Consider the following 21,354-nt stretch of genomic DNA (forward strand, 5'->3'; position numbering starts at 1 on the left):
CCGGTGGCCCGGCGCTGTTCTTCGCCCCGGGACGCCCGTGGCCGGGCCGCCGGGAAACCGGCCGGCCCGGCCACGGCGCCCGTCGCGCCCGCCCCGCCCCTGCTGTCGGCGGGGCGGGCGCGACCTTCCGTCAACGGGGCGGGCGCGCCCGGTTGCGGTAGTGGTCGGCCACCACCCGGTCCATGGCCCCGATCGCGTCGTTCACCACGCTCTTCCCCGAGAAGTAGACGTGGCCGCGCGCCTGGTCGTAGCCGGCGGCGAAGGTGACGTGGCGGGAGAGTTCGGCCGGGTCCTGCCAGGCGGCGGGCTGGGCGGGGTCGCCCGCCTTGTAGAGCGCCTCCCCCACGAACAGGTCGACGCCGGTGCCCCGGACCGTCTCGGCCCACCAGGGCAGCAGCTTGGCGTAGTCGGCGGCGGCGAAGCCGATGTTCCAGTAGATCTGCGGGCAGATGTAGTCGATCCAGCCCTTCCTGACCCAGCCGCGGGTGTCGGCGTACAGGTCGTCGTAGGTCTGCACACCGGCCTTCGTGTCGGAGCCGAGCGGGTCGGTGGCGGCGTTGCGCCACACGCCGAACGGGCTGACCCCGAACTGGACGTTCTTCTTGATCTGCTTGATCCGCTCGGCGGTCTCCTTCACCAGCCGGTCGGTGTTGTCCCGCCGCCAGGCCGCCTTGTCCGGGAAGCCCGCGCCGTACTTCTCGTACGTGGCGTCGTCGTCGAAGACCTGCCCCGCCACCGGGTACGGGTAGAAGTAGTCGTCCCAGTGCACCGCGTCGATGTCGTAGCGGCGGACCGCGTCGAGCATCGCGTCCTGGACGAAGCGGCGGACCTCGGGGATGCCGGGGTTGTAGTAGAGCTTCCCGCCGTACGGCAGCACCCAGTCGGGGTGCACCCTGGCCGGGTGCCCGGGCGCCAGCCGGGTCGGGTCGGTGTGGTTGGCGACCCGGTACGGGTTGAACCAGGCGTGCAGCTCCAGGCCGCGGCGGTGCGCCTCGCGGACGGCGGTGCCCAGCGGGTCCCAGCCGGGGTCCTTGCCCTGGACGCCGGTGAGGTACTGGGCCCACGGCTCGTAGGGCGAGGGCCACAGCGCGTCGGCGGTCGGCCGCACCTGGAGGATCACGGTGTTCAGCCGCCGGTCGACGGCCTCGTCGAGGTACGCGATCAGCTCGGCCTGCTGCGCGGCCGCCGTCAGGCCCGGCGCCGAGGGCCAGTCGAGGTTGGCGACGGTGGCGACCCACATGCCGCGCAGCTCGCGCCGGGCGACCCGGCCCCGTCCGGCGTCCTCCGTCGGGCCGGGTCCGCCGGACGGGGCGGCGAGGGGGTCACCGGTCCCCCGGGACGGGCCCGCGAAGGCGTCGCCCGCCGCGGCGACACCGCTCACCGCACCCGCGACCACCCCGGCCGCACCCGCCACGAAGCCTCTTCTGGCCATCTGCCGCATTTGTTGCACCTGCCGTCTCTTTGGCATCGTCGTCATCATCCGTCGCCCCCGTAATCGGGCGTAACGCAGAGCATGCCCGCCCCGGCCCGCGATGACCCGCAGGACGCGGAGTAACGTCGGGGGGTCGGGGCGGGCACCGGAATCAGACGGGAACCTGCGACACGGAGAACAGCGAAAGGCACGAGGTGACGGACTCTATGGCCGACATTGCACGCGTCGGAGTGGTGGGCTGTGGCCAGATGGGCGCGGGCATCGCGGAAGTGTGCGCCCGCAGCGGTCTCGAGGTCCTGGTGGCCGAGACCACCGGTGAGGCGCTGGAGATCGGCCGCACCCGGTTGCACAACTCCCTCTCGAAGGCCGCCGAACGCGGCAAGATCACTCCGGAGGAGCGTGACGGGACACTTGCCCGTCTGAGCTTCACCACCGACCTCGGGGAGTTCGCCGACCGCGATCTCGTCATCGAGGCCGTCGTGGAGAACGAGCAGGTCAAGACCGAGATCTTCCAGGTACTCGACCAGGTGGTGACCCGGCAGGACGCGATCCTCGCCTCGAACACCTCCTCCATCCCGCTGGTGAAACTGGCCGTGGCGACCTCCCGCCCCGACCAGGTCATCGGCATCCACTTCTTCAACCCGGCGCCGGTGCAGAAGCTCGTCGAGCTGATCCCCGCGCTGACGACGTCCGACGAGACGGTCAAGCGCTCCGAGGCGCTGGTGCAGGAGGTCCTCGGCAAGCACCCGATCCGCGCCCAGGACCGCTCCGGCTTCGTGGTCAACGCGCTGCTGATCCCGTACCTGCTCTCGGCGATCCGGATGTTCGAGTCGGGGATCGCCAGCCGTGAGGACATCGACAACGGCATGGAGCTCGGCTGCGCCCACCCGATGGGCCCGCTCAAGCTCTCCGACCTGATCGGTCTCGACACGGTGGCCTCGGTCGCCGACTCGATGTACGCGGAGTTCAAGGAGCCGCTGTACGCCGCTCCGCCGCTGCTCCAGCGGATGGTCGACGCGGGCCGTCTCGGCCGCAAGACGGGGTCGGGCTTCTACCCGTACTCCTGATCCTCACCGCTGTGCCCGACGGGGCCGGCCGGGGCGATCCCCCGTGCCGGCCCCGTCCGCTTCCCCGGCCCGCCCCACGGGCCCGGCAGGGGCTCACAGCGGTACGCACAGGGCCCCGTCGATCAGTTCGACGGCCCGGCCCGCCTCTGCGCCGCCGCTCGCGGCCAGGCCCTCGCGCACGGTACGCAGCCGGTCGCGCAGCCGCCGCGACTCCATGCCCCCGGCCAGTCCGGCCATCTCCACCGCGGTGGCCGCCGCCCGGTCCGCCTCGCCCCGGCGCAGCTCGACCTGGGCCAGCACCGCCAGCCGGTGCACCCGGCCCCGGTCGTGCGAAGGGTGCCTTACGGCCGCCGCCGCGTGCTCCCCGGCCCCCGCCAGGTCGCCGAGGACGAGCAGCGCCTCGGCCACCTGCACGTCGACCAGGCCCGGCTGGACGTATCCCGCCTCGGCCGGCTCCTGCCCCGGCCGGATACGCGCCGCCTCCGTCTCCGCGCGCCGGATGCACTCCCCGGCGCCGCCCGCGTCGCCGAGGCGGGCGTACGCCTTGGCCTGCATCGCGTACAGGTCGGCGGTGAGCGCGGGGCCGAGCCGTCCCCCGGCGGCCCGCAGCGCCGCCTGCGCGAAGGCGACGGACTGCCGGTACTCGGCGAGGAGCAGCGACTGGTTGACCAGCAGGGCGATCACATAGCCGCCGAACCCCCGGTCCCCGCTCGCCTTGGCCAGCCGCAGCGCCTGGTGGAAGTGGCGCTGGGCCAGACCGTGCAGATCGCAGTCGTACGCGCAGATCCCCGCCATCGCGACCAGCCCGCCCGCCGCCCGGTGCAGTCGGCGGCCGGTGGCGTCGTCGTACCCGCCGCGCAGCAGCGGGGCGGCCACGGAGTTCAGGAAACCGGCGACCCGGGGCCTGGTCGCCATTCCGCCGGTCCTGCGGTACATCAGTTCGTAGTGGGTACGGGCCGCGCGCAGGGTCACCAGGTCGGCCGGGCCGACGCGGACCGGGCCGTCGCGGGAGACGTCGGCGTCCTCGGGCGGGTTCTCCCACTCCCAGACGGGCATCACCGCCGCGGTTCCCGCCACGGCGGACGGGGCGGGCGGGTGCGGGCGCCCCTGCTCGTCCGAGCGCCACAGCATGGTGGTCCGTTCGACGAACCCGGTGAACGAGCAGCCGGGCGCGGGCGAGCCGGTGCCCGCCTCCGCCATGCCGATGTCGTCCAGTGAGACGGAGCGGCCCAGTCGGCTCCCGAGCACCTCGCAGATCAGGTCCGGCACCCGGCCGCGCGGGCGCTGCCCCTTCAACCAGCGGGCCACCGCGGTGTGTTCGTACCGCAGCGGGAGCCCGCGGGAGTCGCCGGCCCGGTTGACGTGTGCGGCGAGGCCCGCCCGGGAGACGCCCGCTTCCTCGATCAGGGCCGCCAGCAGAATGTTGGGCTCCGTCGCTCCCATGTGCCCCTCCGGTGGTTCGGCACGCCGAGACGTGTCGCACCAGTGGAGCACGATTCACACGGGGTGTGAACGGAATGCCCGAACCGTCCCGCTGCGCACCCTGTCGCGCCGGTACGCGGGTCGGTTGAATCAGTCGCCTCGCAAGAGGCGGACGGGTCGTCTGCTCCCCCTCGTACAGCACGACGGCCCGCACCCGCGCCGTCCGTCCTGCCGACCTGCCCGGCACTCCGTGGCAGCACGGACGGCGCCGGATCGCACGACCCACTGCCCACGGATCGGAGGGTGGCTACGGGGTCGGCACGGGGCCGGGTCCTCCCCGGGCCGCGCCGGGGCCCGGGTGCGATCCCGCCGCCCGCGAGCACGCGGGAGGGGCGCGTCCGGCCGGACGCGCCCCTCCTCGCACCTGTGCGGCCCCCGCCGCCGGATCACCCGGCGGCGGGGGCCGCACGGCCGTTTCCCGTCACGCGCCCCGCAGCACCGCGCCGGTGCGCTCGGCGGCCAGCGCCACCGCGGCGTCGCGCGCGGCCGTGGCCTCGTCGACGGTCAGCGTGCGGTCCGCGGCGCGGAACCGCAGCGCGTACGCCAGGGACTTGTTCCCCCCGCCGATCTGCTCGCCGGTGAAGACGTCGAACAGCCGTACCGATTCGAGGAGTTCACCCGCGCCGTCGCGCAGTGCCCGCTCCACGTCGGCGGCCGGGACGTCCTCCGCGACGACCAGCGCGACGTCCTGGGTCGCCACCGGGAAGGTGGAGATCCGAGGTGCCCGGAGCACGCCGTCGACGGCCTGCTCCAGAACGTCGAGCTCGACCTCCATGGCGCAGGTGCGCTCGGGCAGGTGGAGTTCCTTGACGACCCGCGGGTGCAGCTCGCCGGCGTGCCCGAAGAGGGTCTCCTCGCCGTCGACCGTGACGTACAGCGCGGCGCACCGGCCGGGGTGCCACGGCGTGTGCCGGTCGCTGCGGACGGTCGGCTCGACACCGGCCTCGCGGGCGATGGTGCGGGCGGCCTCGACGGCGTCCGCCCAGTCGGCCGGGCGGCCCTTGCCCCACCAGCCGGCCTGCTCGCGGGCGCCCGCGAGGACGACCGCGGCGCGGCGCGGCTGACGCGGCAGCGAGGCGTCGAGCCCGGCGATCTCCTCGTCGGTGGGACGGCGGTCGACGGGCAGCCGCACGGCCTTCGTCTCGGTGCCGGTCGGCCGGAAGACCAGGCCGGTCTCGAAGAGCGCGAGGTCGTGGCTGCCGCGGCCGTCGTTGCGCCGCAGCGCGCCGAGCAGGCCCGGCAGCAGCGTGGTGCGCAGCGCCGGCTCCTCGTCGGAGAGCGGGTTGACGATCTTGACGGTGCGGCGGCGGGCGTCGTCGGCCTCGATCCCGAGCCGGTCGAGGACGGCGTCGCCGATGAACGGGTAGTTCAGCGCCTCGACGTAACCGGCCCCGGCGAGCGCCCGGCCGATCCTGCGGTGCAGCCGCTGGCGGTCGGTGAGCCCTCGGCCGGAGGGCGGGGTCGGGAGGGTGGACGGGAGGTTCTCGTAGCCCTCCAGCCGGATGACCTCCTCGGCGAGGTCGTTCGGCTCGCCGAGGTCGGGGCGCCAGGACGGCACGGTGACGATCAGCTCGTCCTGCCCGTAGACGTCGCAGCCGACCTCCTGGAGGCGGCGCACGACGGTCTCGCGGCCGTACTCGACACCGGCCACCCGGTCGGGGTGGTTCGCCGGCATCGCGATGGTGCGGGGCGCGGAGGGCGCGCTGACCTCGGTGACGCCGCTCTCGGCGGTGCCGCCGGCCAGCAGCACCAGCAGGTCGACGGTGCGCTGCGCGGCGGCGGCCGCGGCCTGCGGGTCGGCGCCGCGCTCGAAGCGCTTGGACGCCTCGGAGGACAGCCTGTGGCGGCGCGCGGTCCGGGCGATCGAGATCGCGTCGAAGTGCGCGGCCTCGATGACGACCTCGGTGGTCCCGGCGCCTTCCTGGAGGTCGGCGATCTCGGTGTCGGCGCCGCCCATGACGCCCGCGAGGCCGATCGGTCCGCGGTCGTCGGTGATGACCAGGTCCTCGGCGTCCAGGACGCGGACCGTGCCGTCGAGGGTGGTGAGCTTCTCGCCCTGCTGGGCGCGGCGCACCCCGATCGGTCCCTCGATGCGGGTGCGGTCGTAGGCGTGCAGCGGCTGGCCGAGCTCCAGCATCACGTAGTTGGTGATGTCGACGGCGAGCGAGATCGGGCGCATCCCGGCCTTCTGCAGCCTGCGCTGCAGCCAGATCGGGGAACGGGCCTCGGGCTGCAGGCCGACGACGGTGCGCGCGGTGAACTTGTCGCAGCCCATCGGGTCGGCGACCTTGACCGGGTAGCCGAAGGCGTTCGGCGCGGGCACGTCCAGGAGCGCCGGGTCGCGCAGCGGCAGCCCGTACGCGATGGCGGTCTCGCGGGCGACGCCGCGCATGGAGAGGCAGTAGCCGCGGTCGGGCGTGACGGCGATGTCGAGGACCTCGTCGACGAGCTGGAGCAGCTCGATCGCGTCGGTGCCGGCCTCGTGCTCCGGCGGCAGCACGATGATGCCGTGCGTGCCGTCGTCGCCCATGCCGAGCTCGCCGGTGGAGCAGATCATGCCGTGCGAGGTCCTGCCGTAGGTCTTGCGCGCGGAGATCGCGAAGTCCCCGGGCAGGACGGCGCCGGGCAGGACCACGACGACCTTGTCACCGACGGCGAAGTTGCGGGCGCCGCAGACGATCTCCTGCGGCTCACCGGTGCCGTTGGCGCCGCCGACGTCGACCGTGCAGAAGCGGATGGGCTTCTTGAAGCCCTCCAGCTCCTCGATGGTCAGCACCTGCCCGACGACCAGCGGGCCCTTGAGGCCGGCGCCGATCTGCTCGACGGTCTCGACCTCCAGCCCCACACCGATGAGCTTGGCCTGTACGTCCCGGCCGGTCTCCGTCGCCGGCAGGTCGACGTACTCCCGCAGCCAGGAAAGCGGGACCCGCATCAGATCTCCATCCCGAACGGCCGGGTGAACCGGACGTCACCCTCGACCATGTCTCGCATGTCTTCTACGTTGTGGCGGAACATCAACATCCGTTCGATGCCGAACCCGAAGGCGAATCCGCTGTACTTCTGGGGGTCGACGCCGCAGGCGACGAGCACCTTGGGGTTGACCATGCCGCAGCCGCCGAGCTCGATCCAGCCCTCGCTGCCGCAGGTGCGGCAGGGGCGGTCGGGGTTGCCGACGGACGCGCCGCGGCAGACGTAGCAGACCATGTCCATCTCGGCGGACGGCTCGGTGAACGGGAAGAAGTTCGGCCGCAGCCGGGTCTTCATGTCCGGTCCGAAGAGCGCCTGGACCATGTGGTCGAGGGTGCCCTTGAGGTCGGCCATGGTGAGGCCCTCGTCGACGGCCAGCAGCTCGATCTGGTGGAAGACCGGGGTGTGCGTCGCGTCCAGCTCGTCGGTGCGGTAGACGCGCCCGGGGCAGACGATGTAGACGGGGGGTTCCCGGTCGAGCAGGGAGCGGGCCTGGACGGGCGAGGTGTGCGTGCGCAGCACGACGCCGGACTCGTCGGTCTTCGCGCCGTCGGCGCCCTGGACGAAGAAGGTGTCCTGCATCTGCCGGGCCGGGTGGTCGGGCACGAAGTTCAGGGCGTCGAAGTTGAACCACTCCGCCTCCACCTCGGGACCCTCGGCGACCTCGTAGCCCATGGCCACGAAGACGTCCGCGACGCGCTCCATGAAGGTCGTCAGCGGGTGGCGGGCACCGGCCGGGGTGCGGTCGTAGGGCAGCGTGACGTCCACCGCCTCCTCGACCAGCACGCGGGCGTCCCGCTCGGCCTCCAGCTCCGCCTGGCGGGCGGCGAGGGCCTTGTTCACGGCGCCGCGGGCCTGGCCCACGCGCTTGCCCGCCTCGGCCTTGGCCTGCGGCGGCAGTGCGCCGATCTCGCGGTTGGCGAGCGCGAGGGGCGAGGTGCCACCGGTGTGCGCGGTCTTCGCCTGGGCGAGCGCGTCGAGGTCACCGGCGGCGGCGAAGGCGGCGAACGCCTCGTCCCGCATGCGCTCGATCTCTTCCGGTTTCAGTGCCTCGACCTCGACTGGGTCGTACGACTTGTTCGGTGCCGACATCTCTTCCCGTGCTTCCGATTGGCTGGTAATGCTCTGAACCGGGTACGCCCCGGACCCCGCGGCCCCGCTGCTCGACGGCAGGCGGACGCAAAGGTGCCAAAAGTCGAGTCTAAGGGCCGTGGAACGTGTGAGAGGCCCGTGGGCTGCTCAGACCAGGTAGGCCGGCGTGCTCACGGGCAGGATAAATCGGAACTCCGCCCCGCCGCCGGGGCCGCGACCGACCGTGATCGCGCCGCCGTGCGCCTCGACGATGCCCTTGACGATGTAGAGGCCCAGTCCGGTGCCGCCGCGCTTGCTCCCCCGCCAGAAGCGGGTGAAGACACGGCCCATCGACTCCTCGGGGATGCCGGGGCCTTCGTCGCTCACGGTGACGGACGTTCCCTTCTCGTCGCTCTTCGCGGGTGCGGGTGCGACTTCGATGGTGACGGTTCCCTCGCCGTGGCGCACCGCGTTTTCCAGCAGGTTGCCGAGCACCTGGTCGACCTTGTCCGGGTCGGCCCAGACCACGGGCAGCGGCTGGCAGGTGCGCACGAGGAAGCGGTCGGGGGTCTGGCCGTTCGCGGTGAGGGCCTGGACGTGGCGTTCGACGGCGGCGGAGAGGTCCACGGGCTGCCGTCGCAGCTCCAGCCGTCCCGAGTCGATCCGGGAGATGTCGAGCAGCTCGGTGATGAGCCGGGTGACGCGGTTGGCGTCGGCGTCGACGGTCTCCAGCATCAGGCGCTTCTGGTCGTCGGTGAACCGCTCCCACTTGGCGAGGAGGGTCGCGGTGAAGCCCTTGACCGAGGTCAGCGGGGAGCGCAGCTCGTGGGCGACGGTCGCGATCAGCTCGGCGTGGCTGCGTTCGGTGCGGCGGCGGGCCTCGGTGCCGCGCAGCGAGACGACCACCCGGCGCACGGGGCCGGTGGGGTGCTCGCGCACGTACCGGGCGGAGACCAGGACCTCCCGGCCGCCGGGCAGCAGCAGATTGCGCTCGGGCTGGCCGACCCGGGTGGCGAGGCCGCCGTACGGATCGGTCAGCGCCCACCAGCGGCGGCCCTTGAGGTCCTCCAGCGGGAGTGCCTGTTCCAGGGGCAGGCCGAGGGCGGCGTCGCGGGGCACGGCCGTGATCCGGACCGCGGCGGAGTTGAAGCAGACGACCCGGCCGTTCTCGTCGGCGACGACGAGGCCGTCGGGCAGGTCGTCGGGGTCGACGCCGATGCCGGTGGTGACGAGGTCCGACTCCCCGGTCGGCTCGTCCGCCCCGCTCGGGCGTTCGCATCCGCGCACGACTGCGGTGTGCGTCTCGCGCGGCCTGCTCATGCCGACAGCCATATCCCGTACCCCACCTCTCGAACCGGTGCAGTGGGCCCCCGAGTTCGCCACCCTACTAGTCGTCGGTGACGGAGCGACACCCTGCGGGGGCGCACTGCTGCGGTCCGCGGTCCGGCGGGCGCGGCACGAGCGCCGCCGGACCGCGCCCCCGGTGCGCCCGTGATCCCGGGCGCCCGCCCGCGTACGCCCCCTCGGGCGTTCCGGAAGCGGCTCTCCCTCTTTGCCTTTGCGGGGTGGCGGCGGGGCGGTGCAGGAAGCGGCAGCGGGGCCTGCCCGGCCCTGGTGGGCCCGGCAGGCCCCGAGGGGCCGTGCGGTGGTCCGTCAGCGGCGCGGGCGCTGGGCCCTTGCGGAGGCGTACAGGCAGACGGCCGCGGCGGTCGCCAGGTTGAGGCTCTCCGCCTTGCCGTGGATGGGCACGCGTACGACGGCGTCGGCCAGCGCCCGGGTCTCCTCCGGCAGGCCCCATGCCTCGTTGCCGAAGATCCAGGCGGTCGGGCCGCCCATGGTCCCCGCGTCGAGCTCGTCGTCGAGGTCGTCGGCGCCCGCGCCGTCGGCGGCGAGGATCCGTACGCCCGCCTCCCGCAGCCCCCGCACGGCCTGCTCGACCGGGACGCCGACGGCGACCGGCAGGTGGAAGAGCGAGCCCACCGAGGCCCGGACCGACTTGGGGTTGTAGAGGTCCACCGAGGCGTCGGTGAGCACGACGGCGTCGGCGCCCGCGGCGTCGGCGCAGCGCAGCACCGTGCCCGCGTTCCCCGGGTCGCGCACATGGGCCAGGACGGCGACCAGCCTGGGCTTCGCGGCGAGGATCTCGTCGAACGGCGAGTCGAGGAAGTGGCAGACCCCGATCAGGCCCTGCGGGGTGACGGTCTGGGACACGTCGGCGAGCACGTTCCCGTCGGCGAGGTGCACCCGGGCGCCGGCCGCGTGGGCGGCGGCGACGATGTCGGCGTACCGCTCGGCCGCCTCGACGGTGGCGAACAGTTCGATCAGGGTCGGTTCGCCGTCGCTGCCGCGGTGCTCGGCGGCCTCCCGCACGGCCTGCGGCCCCTCGGCGATGAACCTGCGCTCCTTGCCGCGGAAGTTGCGCTTGGCCAGCCGTCGGGCAGCGGTGACGCGCGGCGATCGCGGGGAGATCAGTTCGGGGGTGCCCATGGTCGGCGGCGGGCCTCTCTGCGTACGGGGCTGACGGGTGCGGGAGCGACGGGCGGACGCGCGGAACGTGCCGTGCAACGCACCGGACCCGCAGACGACGGGCGCCTGCGGGTCCGGCTCGGAAAAGCAGGAAGTGCTGCCTGGGTCAGGCGGCCTTCGGGGCGTTGACGTCGCTCGGGAGGGCCTTCTGGGCGACCTCGACGAGGGCGGCGAACGCGTTGGCGTCGTTGACCGCGAGCTCGGCCAGGATCTTGCGGTCCACCTCGATGTTGGCGGCCTTCAGACCCTGGATGAGGCGGTTGTACGTCATGCCGTTCTGGCGGGCAGCGGCGTTGATGCGCTGGATCCACAGCTGACGGAAGTCGCCCTTGCGCTTCTTGCGGTCGTTGTAGTTGTAGACGAGGGAGTGGGTGACCTGCTCCTTCGCCTTGCGGTACAGACGGGAGCGCTGGCCCCGGTAACCGCTGGCCTGCTCGAGGATCGCCCGACGCTTCTTGTGAGCGTTTACTGCCCGCTTGACGCGTGCCACTTGTTAACTCCTTGTAGCGGGGCCGTGGTTGGACTCACACGGCCCGGAAACGAATTGGTCCCGGTCTGAAGTCGAGGTCGCCGCCCCCGGGCGCGCCGGGGACCGCGGGCTCACTTGCCGAGAAGCTTCTTGACCTTCTTGGCGTCGGCCGGGGACAGCTCGACCGTGCCGGTCAGCGAGCGGGTCTTCTTGGACGACTTGTGCTCGAGCAGGTGGCGCTTGCCGGCGCGCTCACGGAGCACCTTGCCGGAGCCGGTGATCTTGAAGCGCTTGCTGGCACCGCTGTGCGTCTTGTTCTTCGGCATCGCGCCGTTCTCTCCTCGTCAGTGGCGCCCCTCTCGGTGCGGGCACCGGACAGCAGGGGCGTCAGATCTTGATGGGAATCCCGGGGGGACCCGGGGCCGCCTGGATGGCGACCCCTGAGGTCACGCCTCGGAAGGTGTCTCGGGCTGCGCGTCGGCAGCCTGGTCCGCTGCGGCGTCGGGGGTGGAACCCTGACGCCCCGCCTTGCGGGCGGCCTGGGCCTCACGGGCCTCGGCCATCGCCTCGGTCTTCTTCTTGTGCGGGCCCAGAACCATGATCATGTTCCGGCCGTCCTGCTTCGGGTTGGACTCGATGAAGCCGAGTTCCTCCACGTCCGAAGCCAGACGCTGGAGCAGACGGAAGCCCAGCTCGGGGCGGGACTGCTCACGACCACGGAACATGATCGTGATCTTGACCTTGTCGCCCTGCTTGAGGAACCGGACGACGTGACCCTTCTTGGTGTCATAGTCGTGCGGGTCGATCTTCGGCCGGAGCTTCATCTCCTTGATGACCGTGTGCGCCTGGTTCTTGCGCGCCTCACGGGCCTTCATGGCCGACTCGTACTTGAACTTCCCGTAGTCCATGAGCTTGCACACGGGCGGACGGGCGGTCGCCGCCACCTCGACCAGGTCGAGGTCGTACTCCTGCGCGAGTTCCAGGGCCTTGGCAAGCGGAACAATCCCGACCTGCTCGCCGCTGGGACCGACAAGTCGCACCTCGGGAACGCGAATCCGGTCGTTGATGCGGGGCTCGGCGCTGATGGATCCTCCTCGGTAGCACCACGCGGCCGCCTGGCGGACAGCCACGTAACGTCTGTTTTATTGGGACCAACCGCACACGGGCAAGAAAAATGCCCCGGACGGGACACAGGCGGGGCTCCTGAAACAACCGGAACACCGCCGCGGTCAACCGCGGGGCGCATCGGGCGGTCCCATCGTCCGTACGGAACGATGGTTACCGCCTGACCGGATGACCCGCCGTCCGACAAGGACGGCCAGGTGGGAGATCGGAGCCTCCACTTGTGGGCCGGGCACATAGCTGCCCAGCCGGTCGTCACACCAGGCTAGCAGCTCCCAGGTGCGCGCACCAACCGGCCGCCGCCCCCGCTCCCGCGGACGGGACGGGTCCGGCGTGGGCCTATCGTATGGCGCATGAGTGACGCGACCCCCACCAGTGATTCCCCCGGCTTCGACGACATGGCCCGCGACATCGCGGAGGTGCCCGCGGTCGAGGTGATCGTGACGGTCGCGGTCAATCTGATGAGCGCCGCCGCCGTGAAGCTCGGGCTGACCGAGGACGGCGCCGACCACAAGGACCTCGACGAGGCCCGCAAGCTGGTGCACGCGCTGGCCGGTCTGCTGGACGCGAGCGCCACCGAGATCAGCTCCTTCCACGCGGCCCCGCTGCGCGACGGGCTGAAGTCGCTGCAGCTCGCGTTCCGCGAGGCGTCCCTCGTCCCGGACGAGCCCGGCCGGGGCCCCGGCGAGAAGTACACCGGCCCCGTCTTCGGCTGAGCCCGCGCTCTTGCCCCTTTCGCACAGGTGAGCCCCCGCCCGTCCCGGGCGGGGGCTCACCTGTTTCGTGCGGCAGGACCGGGCGGGGCCGGTGCCCGCTCCGCGGTCAGCGGGTGAACAGGGGCTCGCCCGGTGCGGCCGCGTCGGCCGGCAGCAGCGCCAGGTCCAGGCCGCGCACCAGCCGGGCGCGCAGCACCTCGTCGGCGGCCAGCGTCCCCGCGACCCGGCGGGCGACATCGGCGGGGTCCGCGTCGGGGGCGAGGACGAGGGCGAGGGTGCCGTCGGCGGAGCCGGGGACCAGGTGGGCGCGGAGCACCGCGGGCTCGGCGGCGACCGCGGCCCGCACCGCCGAGGTGACGGCGGGGTCGTCCAGCGGGTCGGCGCTGGTGCGGCCCTCGGCGAGGGCGAGCAGCGCGGAGCCGGTCAGTTCGAACGCGACCGGTCCCGCGAGGTCGAGGACGACCGTGTCCGCCTTCTCGTGCGCGGCGGCCTGGAGCGCCTGGTGGAGGGGGACGGCGACGGGGCGGGCCTGCGGGTCCCAGCGGGCCAGCGACTCGGTCGAGGTGAAGGCGGGCAGGGCCCGGCGGTCCCCCGCCTGGAGGGTGGGGACGGCCATGTCGCTGGTCTTCTCGCGACGCAATCCGTTCTCGTCTTCCTCCACCTCGCCGAGCACGGCGACGACCGGGACCAGCAGCCGGGTGCCCCTGAGGGCTTCGAGCACCGGGCCGACCGCCTTTCGGTCCGCGGCCCACGCGGTGAGTGCCGCGGTCAGGGCCGGGTCGGCCGTGCCGTCGTCGTCGGAGTAACCGGGGTCCGGAATGTTCTTCAGCGCCACGGGGCGAGCGTAGTCCCTGGCCCTTCCCGTCCCGGCGACGGGGCTGCGGACCGGCCACTGCCGGAAGCCGCCGCCGGACCTTCCGGGAGCGGCCGACGGGGGAATCCGGTGGGACGGTCGGCGGGGCGGTCAGTGCCGGGCGGCGGCCGGGCCGCGGCCCCTGCCGCGCCAGAGCACCACGGCCAGTGCCAGCAGGAGCGCGCCGAGGGCGCCCGCGCCGGCGGCGAGCCAGCCCGCGGGGATGTTCTCGTGCCGCGCGGGGCTGGGGCCGGGGCCGAAGTACTGCTCGCGGTATCCGGCCCGGGCCTCGGCCCGCAGGTCGGCGGGGCGGAGCTTCGCCCCGGCCGCGATCGCCGCGACGGGGTCGACGATGCCGTACCCGCGGGCGTCGTCGCGGCCGGACGCCGGGGAGCTGCGGGCGGTGTCCGTGAGGAGCTTCTTGATCTGGGCGGGCGTCAGGTCCGGGTGCGCGGACCTGACCAGCGCGACCGCGCCCGAGACGAACGCGGCGGCGGCGGAGGTGCCCCACTCCACGTAGTACTGGCGGTCGGGCGAGGCCACGACGATGTCGACGCCGGGGGCGCTGACCGCGGCGTACCAGCGGCGGGTGGAGAACGCCGCGTGGGTGCCGTACCGGTCGACGGCGGTGACCGCTATCACCCCGGGGTAGGCGGCGGGGTACGAGATGTGGTCGCCCTTCTCGCCGCCGTTGCCCGCGGAGGCGACGACGACGGCCCCCTTCTTCAGCGCGTACTGGATGGCCGCGTCCTCGCCCGGTTCGGGGTGCGCGGACTTGCTGTCGTCGCCGAGCGAGAGGTTGATGACGTCGGCGCCCTGGTCGGCGGCCCAGCGGATGCCGTCGGCGAGGGCCGTGCCACGCGATTTGCGGGCCTTGGAACGGGCCGGGTCGGAGGCTTCGAGGATCACCCGGACCGGGAGGATCCTCGCCTCCGGCGCGATGCCGAGCACCCCCTCGTCGCCTCCCGCCCCGTGGCCGCGCCCCGCGATGATGCCCGCCATCGCCGTGCCGTGCCGGGCCCAGGCGCGGTCGCCGCGGCCGGCGCCGAAGCCGATCATGTCCTTGCCGGGCAGCACCTGTCCGGCCAGATCGGGAAGGCTGCCGTCGACCCCGGTGTCGACGACGGCGACGGTGATCCCCTTGCCCTTGGTCGTCCGCCACGCCTGTTCGGTGTGGAGCGCCTGCAGCCCCCACTGCTGGTCCCGGATGGCGTCGGCCCGGGCCGGTGCGGCGGGCAGGAGCGCCAGCGCGGTGGCGGCGCAGACCGCGCCCAGAGCACGGTGTCGGCGGGTGCGGCGGCTCATTCCGGCTTCTCCGTGAGGTCGGTGACGGCCCGGCGCAGACCGCGCTCGACCCGGTCGGCGATGCCCTTGGCCTCGTGGCCGAGTCCGGCCTGCGCCGCCGCGGTCGTCGCCTTCGTGTCCATGGCCTTCGCCGCGGGCTGCGGATCGGCGACGGCGCGTCCGTCGGCGAAGCCGGAGACGGCGAACACGACGACGGGCACCTCGGTCAGTACGTGGACGGTCCAGCTGGCACGCTGCCGGTCGCCGAACCCGGCGGCGACGGTGCCCCGGACGGGGTACGTGCGGGGCATCAGGTCGGTGCGCCGGTCGAGGTGCTGGTCGGTGAAGCGGGTGCCGAGCGCCCGCATGGCCGCCTCGTCGCCCTCGGTGAAGATCACCCCGACGGTGGTGACGCTGCTGGCCGTGGCGTCGGTGTAGGTGGCCCGGAGCATCCGCTCGCAGCCGACCGGGTCGAGCGTCCTGGCCAGCAACGGGTCCAGCGCCTTCGCGCAGCCGCCGTCCGGGGCGACGGCGATCCGGGTCCAGACCCGGTCGGCGCCGCCGGGGCCCGCCCCGTCACCGGCCAGGGTGCGGGGGAAGAGGGCGTCCACGGGGACGTTGTGCCAGGCGGAACGGCCCACGGCGTAGGCGTTGCGGGCGGCGGGGTCGGCCGAGGAATCGCTGGTGAGCCAGGTGCCGGTGGCCGCACCGCCGATCAGCCCGAGGCCGAGCACGACGCAGACCGCCGCGGCCGCGGTCCGGGCGGGGCGGCGGGTGCGGATCGGACGCAGCCGGGTGGTGGTCTCGGCGGGCCCCGGCGGCGCCGACCGGGTCTGGACCCGGATCGCCGTCGCCCCGGACGGCGGCTGCGCGAAGGCGCTGGACCCGTTGCTGGTCCGTGTCCTGTGCCGGGGGCGTGGGGCGGGGTGGGACAGGAGCCCGCTGCGCCTCGGTACTCATCCGCCCCCCTGATCCCGTTCCGTACCGCGCGCGGATCGGCATCACAGGCAGGCCCGTTCGATTGCCGCTGATTGCCGCGTGTCCGTCACTCTACGGGGTGGGGCACCCCTGGCGGGAGCAGGCCGCCCGACCCCGGATGATCTGCGCAGATCATCCCCGGGGCCCGGCCCGTGCACGGGCCGGGCCGTCCGGTGGTACGAGTACGACCGGGATGCGGAACAGCCCTTACCCATCGGTACGGACGTCTGGCAAGCTGCGGCCATGACTGCCCGTGCCGCTGACCGGACCCGGTACAACCGGGCCACTGCCCACCTGGACGCCCCGATCGCCGTGGTCGATCTCGAGGCGTTCGACACCAATGCCGATGACCTCGTCCGGCGGGCCGCCGGAAAGCCGATCCGGGTGGCCAGCAAGTCGGTTCGCTGCCGGGCGCTGCTGGAACGGGTGCTCGCGCGGCCCGGTTTCGCCGGGATCATGTCGTTCACGCTCGCCGAGTCGCTGTGGCTGGCACGGGCCGGTTTCGACGACGTGCTGCTGGCCTATCCGACGGCCGACCGGGCCGCCCTCGCGGAACTGGCCGCCGACCCGAAGCTGGCCGCCGCGGTGACGGTGATGGTGGACGACCACGCGCAGCTGGAGCTGATCGACGCGGCACGGGCGGGCGGCCGCGAGGAGATCCGGGTCTGCCTGGAGCTGGACACCTCGCTCCAGCTGCTCGGCGGCCGGGTCAGGGTCGGCGCCCTGCGCTCCCCGCTCCGCTCCCCCGCCCAACTGGCCGATCTGGCACGCTCGGTGGCGCGCAGGCCGGGTTTCCGGCTGGTCGGCCTGATGGCGTACGAGGGGCACATCGCCGGGGTCGGGGACTCGCTCGCGGGCCGGCCGCTGCGTTCCCGGGCGATCCGGCTGATGCAGGCCGCGGGCCGCCGGGAACTCGCCGCGCGGCGGGCCGAGGTGGTGCGCGCGGTACGGGCGGTGGCCCCGGACCTGGAGTTCGTGAACGGCGGCGGCACCGGCAGCGTGCAGCACACGGCGGCCGAGCACGCGGTGACCGAGATCGCGGCCGGATCGGGGCTCTACGTGCCGCGGCTGTTCGACAACTACACGTCGTTCACGGCCCGTCCGGCCGCGCTGTTCGCCCACCCCGTGGTGCGCAGGCCCGGTGTGGGCGTGGTGACGGTGCTCGGCGGCGGCTACCCGGCGTCCGGGCCCGCGGGCCCGGACCGGCTGCCCGTCCCGTATCTGCCGGAGGGGCTGCGCTACGACCCGCAGGAGGGGCCGGGCGAGGTGCAGACCCCGCTGCTCGGCGCCCCGGCCGACGATCTGCTGATCGGCGACAAGGTGTGGTTCCGGCACGCGAAGGCCGGTGAACTGTGCGAGCGTTTCGACGAGTTGCAGCTGATCGAGGGCGACCGGGTGACCGCGACCGTGCCGACGTACCGGGGCGAGGGCCGTACGTTCCTCTGATCCCGCAACCGGCGGGCTCCCCGGCCCCCGACGCGTCGTCGACCGGTCCGGCGGCGGGTCAGGGGCCGACCGAGCTGCCCACGCCGCCGCTCGTCGCGCTGTCGCCGATCGGCCGGATGCCCTTGGTGATGGTGTCCATGAGCGTGAGCGACGGTCCGTCGGGGCCCGCGTCGAAGGCGTAGCGCACGATGACCAGCGTCTCGCTGCCGACCGTGGACGGGAAGACGAGCGACTGCACGTAGCCGCCGGGCCCCTTGCCCGTTTCGACCCGCCAGCGCACCCGGTAGCCGGTGCGTCCGGCGACGCTCACGGACTCGGAGACGAGCTCCTCGTGGGAGGTGATGCCGCCGTGGATCCGGTTGCCGACGAGGTCCTTCTCGTAGGCGCCGTCGGCCGCGGCGGTGATGTCCTGCTTGGCGAGTTCCTCGGCGGAGGTGATGTCCGTGGCGCTCGCGGTGCGGCTGGTCACCGTGCCGTGGTAGCAGTAGCGGCCGGAGTCGCCGGGGCACCGGTAGGAGTCGACGGTGCGCATCGTGAGGACCTTGTCCACGGTCCGCTCGGGCCTCTCCCAGCCGTCGGGGATCGGCAGGGTGATGCCGTTGAGCTGGTCGACGAGGACCTTCGGGTCGTCCTCGGCCGGTGAGCCGTCGGGGGACGGGGCGTCCGTCGCGGTCGCGGTCGTGGTGGGCTTCGGCGCGGAGCCGCTCGGGCCGGCCTCCGGAGTGCCGTCTCCCCCGCGCAGCAGGAGCGCCCCGGTGACGGCCGCGCCGACGACGACCAGTCCGGCGACGGCGAGGGCGACGGTCCGGGTGGTGCCGGAACCTCCGCCGCCGGAGGTCCCGCCGGTCCGCGCGAGCGTCCCGTCGGGAGGCACGGGCGGCCCGAACTGCGGGGCGGGCGGCCCGAACTGCTGCGGAGCGGGGGCGGCCGGGCGGGTGTGCGCGGTCCATGCCGCGCCGTCCCACCAGCGTTCGGTGCCCGGTATCGCGGCGTCCGGGTACCAGCCGGGCGGTGTCGCGTTGCTCATCCCCCCACTCTAGGGTTCGGCCATCGGCGGAAGTCCGCCGATCGCCGGTCCGCCACTTCTCCGCTCAACCGCGGGACTTAAGGTGTGGTGGCCGACCATTGATCGAAAGGGAGACGGGGCGTGGCCGGGGAGAGCGAGTTCATCGACCGTCTGTTGCCGGTGCTGCGACCCGTCCGCGCCGGGAACGGCTTCGAGGAGGCACTGGAGCAGATCCTCCAGGTGGTCAGGCTGGAGCTGGTGCCCGGCGGCGGGCGGCTGCCGGCCGAGCGCGACCTCGCCGAGCTGCTGGGGATCAGCCGGGTCACCCTGCGCGAGGTGCTGAAGGTCCTCCAGGACCAGGGCCTGGTGGAGAGCAGGCGCGGCCGGTACGGGGGCACGTTCGTGCTGGCGCGCACCGGCAGCGCCGGAGAGGACGAGCTGCGCCGGAGGGGGGCCGCCGTCGACATCGAGGACGTGCTGCGCTTCCGCGAGGTGCTGGAGGCCGGGGCGGCCGAGCTGTGCGCCGCGCGGGGGCTCGGCGACGAGGGCGCGGACCGGCTGCGCGCGGCCCTGACGGCGACCCACGAGGCGCCCCTGTCCGACTACCGCAGGCGCGACACCCTGCTGCACCTGACCCTGGCCGAGCTCTCCGGTTCCGCGTCGCTGACCACGCAGTACGCGGCCGTCCGGGCCGCCCTGAACGACCTGCTGGACTGCATACCGCTGCTCGTGCGGAACCTGGAGCACTCGCAGCACCAGCACACGAGTCTCGTCGAGGCGGTCCTGGACGGGGACGCGGAGGCCGCGCGCGCGGTGATGCGCGAGCACTGCGCGGGCACGGCCGCGCTCCTGCGCGGGTTCCTGGCCTGAACCGGACCGGTGGCCGGTTCGCCCCGGACCCTTGTGCGGAGCCCCGGGGAACGCAAAGGTATTCGCGTTGACCATTGAATCCTTGGGACCGTCCCCGCCCCTGCGGGCGGCCGACCGGAGGGACCGCCGTGCCCGAACCTCTCGACCACCCCGTGCCCGAACCCCTCATCGGCATCACCACCTACCTGGAGCCCGCCGCCCGTTGGGGCGTCTGGGAGCTTCCCGCCGCCCTTCTGCCGACCGGGTACCCGCGCATCGTCCAGCGGGCCGGCGGCCTGGCCGCGATGCTCCCGCCGGACGATCCCGGCCGGGCCGGGACGACGGTGGCCAGGCTGGACGGGCTGGTGATCGCGGGCGGGGCCGACGTGGACCCCGGCAGGTACGGCGCGGAACGCGACCCCAGGTGCGGTCCGCCCGCGCGGGAGCGCGACGACTGGGAACTGGCCCTGATCCGGGCGGCCCTGGAGTCCGGCACCCCGCTGCTGGGCATCTGCCGCGGCATGCAGTTGCTCAACGTGGCGCTCGGCGGCACCCTGGTCCAGCACCTCGACGGTCACACCGGGCCGCCGGGCACGACCGGCGTCTTCGGCACGCACCGGGTGACGCCGGTGCCGGGCACGCGCTACGCGTCGGTGGCGCCCGAGCCGTGCGACGTACCCACCTACCACCACCAGTGCGTGGAGCGGCCGGCGCCGGGCCTGGTGATCGGCGCCCACGCGGCGGACGGCACGGTCGAGGCGGTCGAACTCCCGGGCTCTCATTGGGTGTTGGGGGTGCAGTGGCATCCCGAGATGGGTGACGACCCGCGGCTGCTGAAGGCACTGGTCGCCGCCGCGGCGGCCCGGACGGCGGTCGGGGACCGGGTGCCGTGACCGGCGGCGGCCCGGACGGTGTCGGGAATCCGGCGCCGTGACCGGCGGCGGCCGTCAGCCGTCCCGTGCCACCGGCAGCCCCGCCGGCCGTACCGACCCGTCAGCCGTCCCGTGCCGTCAGGGACAGCAGGTCGCGGGCGGGGCCCGTGGGGCGGTGGCCCGAGGGCCACACCGCGCGCAACTGTCGCCGCAGGCGCACTCCGGCGACCGGGATCTTGACCAGGCGCCGCGAGGACAGCTCCTCGCCCAGGGCGAGTTCGCTCAGGACGCACGGCCCGGCGCCACTCTCCGCCGCGCCCTTCACCGCCGTGGTGGAGGAGAGTTCGAGCAGCGGCTGGGCGAGGCCGCCGTGCACGGCGAGGGCCGCACCCAGCACCTGACGGGTGCCGGAGCCGTGTTCGCGCAGGATCAGCGGGGTCGCGGCGAGTTCCCCCGGCGTCAGGGGGGCGCGACGGCGGGCCCAGGGGTGGGACGGTGCGACCACGACGACGAGGCGGTCGTGGGCGACGACCGTGCCGTCGAGCCCCTCCGGCACCGACAGTCCCTCCACGAATCCGAGGTCGGCCTCGCCGACGAGCAGCCGCCCCGCGACGGCCGCCGAGTTCCCGGCGAGCAGCGAGACGGCGGTGTCCGGCCGTTCGGCGCGCAGCGCTATCAGCCAGCCCGGCAGCAGGTACTCGGCGATGGTCATGGAGGCGGCGACCCGCAGCCGCGAGTCCCGCCGGTGGCGCAGCGCCTGGGCGCCCGCGTCGAACGCCTCGGCCGCCTCGACGATCCTGCGCGCCCAGTCGGTGACCAGGGCGCCCGCGTCGGTGAGCCGGGAGCCGCGCGGGGAACGGTCCAGCAGGGCCACCCCGAGCTGCCGCTCCATGGCCCGGATGCGGCTGCTGGCGGCGGGCTGGGTGACGCCGACGTCCCGCGCCGCGCGCCCCAGGCTGCCGTGCCGGGCGACGGCGAGCAGGAGCTCCAGCGCCCCGAGGTCGGGGACCCGGTGGGACAGAGGGGGCGGAACAGGCGCTTCACCGGTCATAAAGCCAGCTTATGACCTCATAGAAGCGGAGTCCCTGGRGGGGTCGAGCAGATGGTCGCGGGCCTGGTCGCGATGGGCGATCCAGTGCCCGGCGCGGGCCGTGAGCAGCACGGCGAGCGCGATCGCCGAGAGCGCCCACACGAACACGCAGAAGGTCCGCAGC

The 21,354-nt window shown here is 73.7% G+C and carries 20 protein-coding genes and 1 pseudogene; 6 read left to right on the forward strand and 15 right to left on the reverse strand.

What is annotated here, in order from left to right:
* Window positions 1-130: 130 nt before the first annotated feature.
* Window positions 131-1,441 carry a family 10 glycosylhydrolase gene (locus EAO76_RS04460; RefSeq protein ID WP_262375341.1) on the reverse strand — a complete coding sequence of 437 codons (1,311 nt, stop codon included), beginning with the start codon at window positions 1,439-1,441 and terminating at the stop codon, window positions 131-133.
* Between the two features lie 197 nt (window positions 1,442-1,638).
* Between EAO76_RS04460 and EAO76_RS04465 the strand changes: the two genes are divergently transcribed.
* Complete coding sequence (locus tag EAO76_RS04465) at window positions 1,639-2,499, forward strand: 3-hydroxybutyryl-CoA dehydrogenase (RefSeq protein WP_148833550.1); 861 nt, start codon at window positions 1,639-1,641, stop codon at window positions 2,497-2,499.
* Between the two features lie 93 nt (window positions 2,500-2,592).
* On the opposite strand, the gene EAO76_RS04470 is transcribed toward EAO76_RS04465, so the two are convergent.
* The 8 genes from EAO76_RS04470 to infC all read right to left on the reverse strand — a co-directional run bounded on the left by EAO76_RS04470 (window position 2,593) and on the right by infC (window position 12,144).
* Complete coding sequence (locus EAO76_RS04470) at window positions 2,593-3,942, reverse strand: transcriptional regulator (protein ID WP_148833552.1); 1,350 nt, start codon at window positions 3,940-3,942, stop codon at window positions 2,593-2,595.
* Window positions 3,943-4,402: 460 nt separating this feature from the next.
* The gene (pheT, locus tag EAO76_RS04475; protein WP_148833554.1) at window positions 4,403-6,913 is read right to left on the reverse strand and encodes a phenylalanine--tRNA ligase subunit beta; all 2,511 of its coding nucleotides are present in this window, start codon (window positions 6,911-6,913) and stop codon (window positions 4,403-4,405) included.
* Entirely contained in the window at window positions 6,913-8,040 is a 1,128-nt protein-coding gene (gene pheS, locus EAO76_RS04480) for a phenylalanine--tRNA ligase subunit alpha (protein WP_148833556.1), read from the reverse strand. Before pheS ends, pheT begins: the two co-directional genes overlap by 1 nt.
* Window positions 8,041-8,187: 147 nt before the next feature.
* Window positions 8,188-9,351 (reverse strand): ATP-binding protein, encoded by a 1,164-nt coding sequence (locus EAO76_RS04485; protein ID WP_148833558.1) that lies wholly within the window; start codon window positions 9,349-9,351, stop codon window positions 8,188-8,190.
* A 321-nt stretch (window positions 9,352-9,672) separates the two neighbouring features.
* The gene (locus EAO76_RS04490; RefSeq protein ID WP_148833560.1) at window positions 9,673-10,506 is read right to left on the reverse strand and encodes an RNA methyltransferase; all 834 of its coding nucleotides are present in this window, start codon (window positions 10,504-10,506) and stop codon (window positions 9,673-9,675) included.
* A 145-nt stretch (window positions 10,507-10,651) separates the two neighbouring features.
* Window positions 10,652-11,035, reverse strand: a complete 384-nt coding sequence (rplT, locus tag EAO76_RS04495) for a 50S ribosomal protein L20 (protein ID WP_018103794.1) — start codon at window positions 11,033-11,035, stop codon at window positions 10,652-10,654.
* Window positions 11,036-11,145: 110 nt separating this feature from the next.
* Window positions 11,146-11,340 (reverse strand): 50S ribosomal protein L35, encoded by a 195-nt coding sequence (gene rpmI, locus EAO76_RS04500; protein WP_148833562.1) that lies wholly within the window; start codon window positions 11,338-11,340, stop codon window positions 11,146-11,148.
* A 120-nt stretch (window positions 11,341-11,460) separates the two neighbouring features.
* A complete protein-coding gene (infC, locus tag EAO76_RS04505; protein WP_148833564.1) occupies window positions 11,461-12,144 on the reverse strand; it encodes a translation initiation factor IF-3 in 684 nt (227 codons plus the stop codon).
* A gap of 345 nt (window positions 12,145-12,489) precedes the next feature.
* Here infC and EAO76_RS04515 point away from each other — a divergent pair, with 345 nt between their 5' ends.
* Window positions 12,490-12,852 carry a DUF1844 domain-containing protein gene (locus EAO76_RS04515; RefSeq protein ID WP_148833566.1) on the forward strand — a complete coding sequence of 121 codons (363 nt, stop codon included), beginning with the start codon at window positions 12,490-12,492 and terminating at the stop codon, window positions 12,850-12,852.
* A gap of 106 nt (window positions 12,853-12,958) precedes the next feature.
* Here the strand turns inward: EAO76_RS04515 and EAO76_RS04520 are convergent, their stop codons facing one another.
* From EAO76_RS04520 to EAO76_RS04530, 3 genes are all read right to left on the reverse strand, one after another.
* The gene (locus EAO76_RS04520) at window positions 12,959-13,687 is read right to left on the reverse strand and encodes an SseB family protein (RefSeq protein WP_148833568.1); all 729 of its coding nucleotides are present in this window, start codon (window positions 13,685-13,687) and stop codon (window positions 12,959-12,961) included.
* 129 nt (window positions 13,688-13,816) lie between these two features.
* Window positions 13,817-15,010, reverse strand: coding sequence for a type VII secretion-associated serine protease mycosin (gene mycP / locus EAO76_RS04525; RefSeq protein WP_148833570.1), 1,194 nt, complete (start codon window positions 15,008-15,010; stop codon window positions 13,817-13,819).
* Window positions 15,007-15,780 (reverse strand): hypothetical protein, encoded by a 774-nt coding sequence (locus EAO76_RS04530; RefSeq protein ID WP_262375342.1) that lies wholly within the window; start codon window positions 15,778-15,780, stop codon window positions 15,007-15,009. Before EAO76_RS04530 ends, mycP begins: the two co-directional genes overlap by 4 nt.
* Here EAO76_RS04530 and EAO76_RS04535 point away from each other — a divergent pair.
* Window positions 15,764-15,961, forward strand: coding sequence for a hypothetical protein (locus tag EAO76_RS04535; RefSeq protein WP_148833574.1), 198 nt, complete (start codon window positions 15,764-15,766; stop codon window positions 15,959-15,961). The two genes, EAO76_RS04530 and EAO76_RS04535, sit on opposite strands and share 17 nt — an antisense overlap.
* Window positions 15,962-16,210: 249 nt before the next feature.
* On the forward strand, window positions 16,211-17,413 hold the full coding sequence (locus EAO76_RS04540) for an amino acid deaminase/aldolase (RefSeq protein ID WP_148833577.1): 1,203 nt from the start codon (window positions 16,211-16,213) through the stop codon (window positions 17,411-17,413).
* Window positions 17,414-17,471: 58 nt separating this feature from the next.
* Here EAO76_RS04540 and EAO76_RS04545 read toward each other — a convergent pair whose 3' ends face one another.
* Window positions 17,472-18,440, reverse strand: coding sequence for a DUF2510 domain-containing protein (locus tag EAO76_RS04545; RefSeq protein ID WP_148833579.1), 969 nt, complete (start codon window positions 18,438-18,440; stop codon window positions 17,472-17,474).
* A gap of 120 nt (window positions 18,441-18,560) precedes the next feature.
* Between EAO76_RS04545 and EAO76_RS04550 the strand changes: the two genes are divergently transcribed.
* On the forward strand, window positions 18,561-19,289 hold the full coding sequence (locus tag EAO76_RS04550; RefSeq protein WP_148833581.1) for a FadR/GntR family transcriptional regulator: 729 nt from the start codon (window positions 18,561-18,563) through the stop codon (window positions 19,287-19,289).
* Window positions 19,290-19,441: 152 nt separating this feature from the next.
* Entirely contained in the window at window positions 19,442-20,161 is a 720-nt protein-coding gene (locus tag EAO76_RS04555) for a gamma-glutamyl-gamma-aminobutyrate hydrolase family protein (protein ID WP_148835566.1), read from the forward strand.
* A 100-nt stretch (window positions 20,162-20,261) separates the two neighbouring features.
* Here the strand turns inward: EAO76_RS04555 and EAO76_RS04560 are convergent, their stop codons facing one another.
* Both EAO76_RS04560 and EAO76_RS45845 read right to left on the reverse strand, forming a co-directional pair.
* Window positions 20,262-21,191, reverse strand: coding sequence for a LysR family transcriptional regulator (locus EAO76_RS04560; protein WP_148833583.1), 930 nt, complete (start codon window positions 21,189-21,191; stop codon window positions 20,262-20,264).
* 39 nt (window positions 21,192-21,230) lie between these two features.
* A pseudogene (locus EAO76_RS45845) lies at window positions 21,231-21,353 on the reverse strand (C4-dicarboxylate ABC transporter); the annotation flags it as partial.
* Between the last annotated feature and the right edge of the window lies 1 nt (window position 21,354).

Source organism: Streptomyces sp. sk2.1, from assembly GCF_008120935.1.
Lineage (GTDB): Bacteria > Actinomycetota > Actinomycetes > Streptomycetales > Streptomycetaceae > Streptomyces.

Coding starts and splice junctions, on each gene's coding strand:
- EAO76_RS04460 (WP_262375341.1), bottom strand. CDS start 1,441: ATGCGGCAGATGGCCAGAAGAGGCTTCGTGGCGGGTGCGGCCGGGGTG.
- EAO76_RS04465 (WP_148833550.1), top strand. CDS start 1,639: ATGGCCGACATTGCACGCGTCGGAGTGGTGGGCTGTGGCCAGATGGGC.
- EAO76_RS04470 (WP_148833552.1), bottom strand. CDS start 3,942: ATGGGAGCGACGGAGCCCAACATTCTGCTGGCGGCCCTGATCGAGGAA.
- pheT (WP_148833554.1), bottom strand. CDS start 6,913: ATGCGGGTCCCGCTTTCCTGGCTGCGGGAGTACGTCGACCTGCCGGCG.
- pheS (WP_148833556.1), bottom strand. CDS start 8,040: ATGTCGGCACCGAACAAGTCGTACGACCCAGTCGAGGTCGAGGCACTG.
- EAO76_RS04485 (WP_148833558.1), bottom strand. CDS start 9,351: ATGGCTGTCGGCATGAGCAGGCCGCGCGAGACGCACACCGCAGTCGTG.
- EAO76_RS04490 (WP_148833560.1), bottom strand. CDS start 10,506: ATGGGCACCCCCGAACTGATCTCCCCGCGATCGCCGCGCGTCACCGCT.
- rpmI (WP_148833562.1), bottom strand. CDS start 11,340: ATGCCGAAGAACAAGACGCACAGCGGTGCCAGCAAGCGCTTCAAGATC.
- EAO76_RS04515 (WP_148833566.1), top strand. CDS start 12,490: ATGAGTGACGCGACCCCCACCAGTGATTCCCCCGGCTTCGACGACATG.
- mycP (WP_148833570.1), bottom strand. CDS start 15,010: ATGAGCCGCCGCACCCGCCGACACCGTGCTCTGGGCGCGGTCTGCGCC.
- EAO76_RS04540 (WP_148833577.1), top strand. CDS start 16,211: ATGACTGCCCGTGCCGCTGACCGGACCCGGTACAACCGGGCCACTGCC.
- EAO76_RS04545 (WP_148833579.1), bottom strand. CDS start 18,440: ATGAGCAACGCGACACCGCCCGGCTGGTACCCGGACGCCGCGATACCG.
- EAO76_RS04560 (WP_148833583.1), bottom strand. CDS start 21,191: ATGACCGGTGAAGCGCCTGTTCCGCCCCCTCTGTCCCACCGGGTCCCC.